This is a genomic window from Cupriavidus sp. SIMBA_020, from assembly GCF_046535395.1.
GTDB lineage: Bacteria > Pseudomonadota > Gammaproteobacteria > Burkholderiales > Burkholderiaceae > Cupriavidus > Cupriavidus campinensis.
This window is the reverse complement of sequence record NZ_JAWRWU010000352.1, coordinates 1-289: the sequence shown is the minus strand read 5'-3', so window position 1 is coordinate 289 and position 289 is coordinate 1. Positions and strand designations below refer to the sequence as shown.

Genomic DNA, 289 nt, shown 5'->3' with positions numbered 1-289 from the left:
TGATCGAAACCGCGAAGGCGATCAACATTCCGACCGATCAGCAGGTGCTGCATATCGTCACGCAGGAATTCATCATCGACGGTCAGGAAGATGTGCGCGAGCCGATCGGCATGAGCGGCATCCGCCTCGAAGTGAAGGTGCATATCGTCACGGGCGCGGTGAGCGCGGCGCAGAACATCGTGAAGTGCGTGCGCCGCTGCGGCCTCGAAGTGAACGACCTGATCCTGCAACCGCTGGCGTCGTCGCTGGCGGTGCTCACCGACGACGAGAAGGAACTCGGCGTGGTGCT

The 289-nt window shown here is 61.9% G+C and carries 1 pseudogene; it reads left to right on the top strand.

The features are described from left to right. A pseudogene (locus SB751_RS29540) lies at window positions 1-289 on the top strand (cell division protein FtsA); the annotation flags it as partial.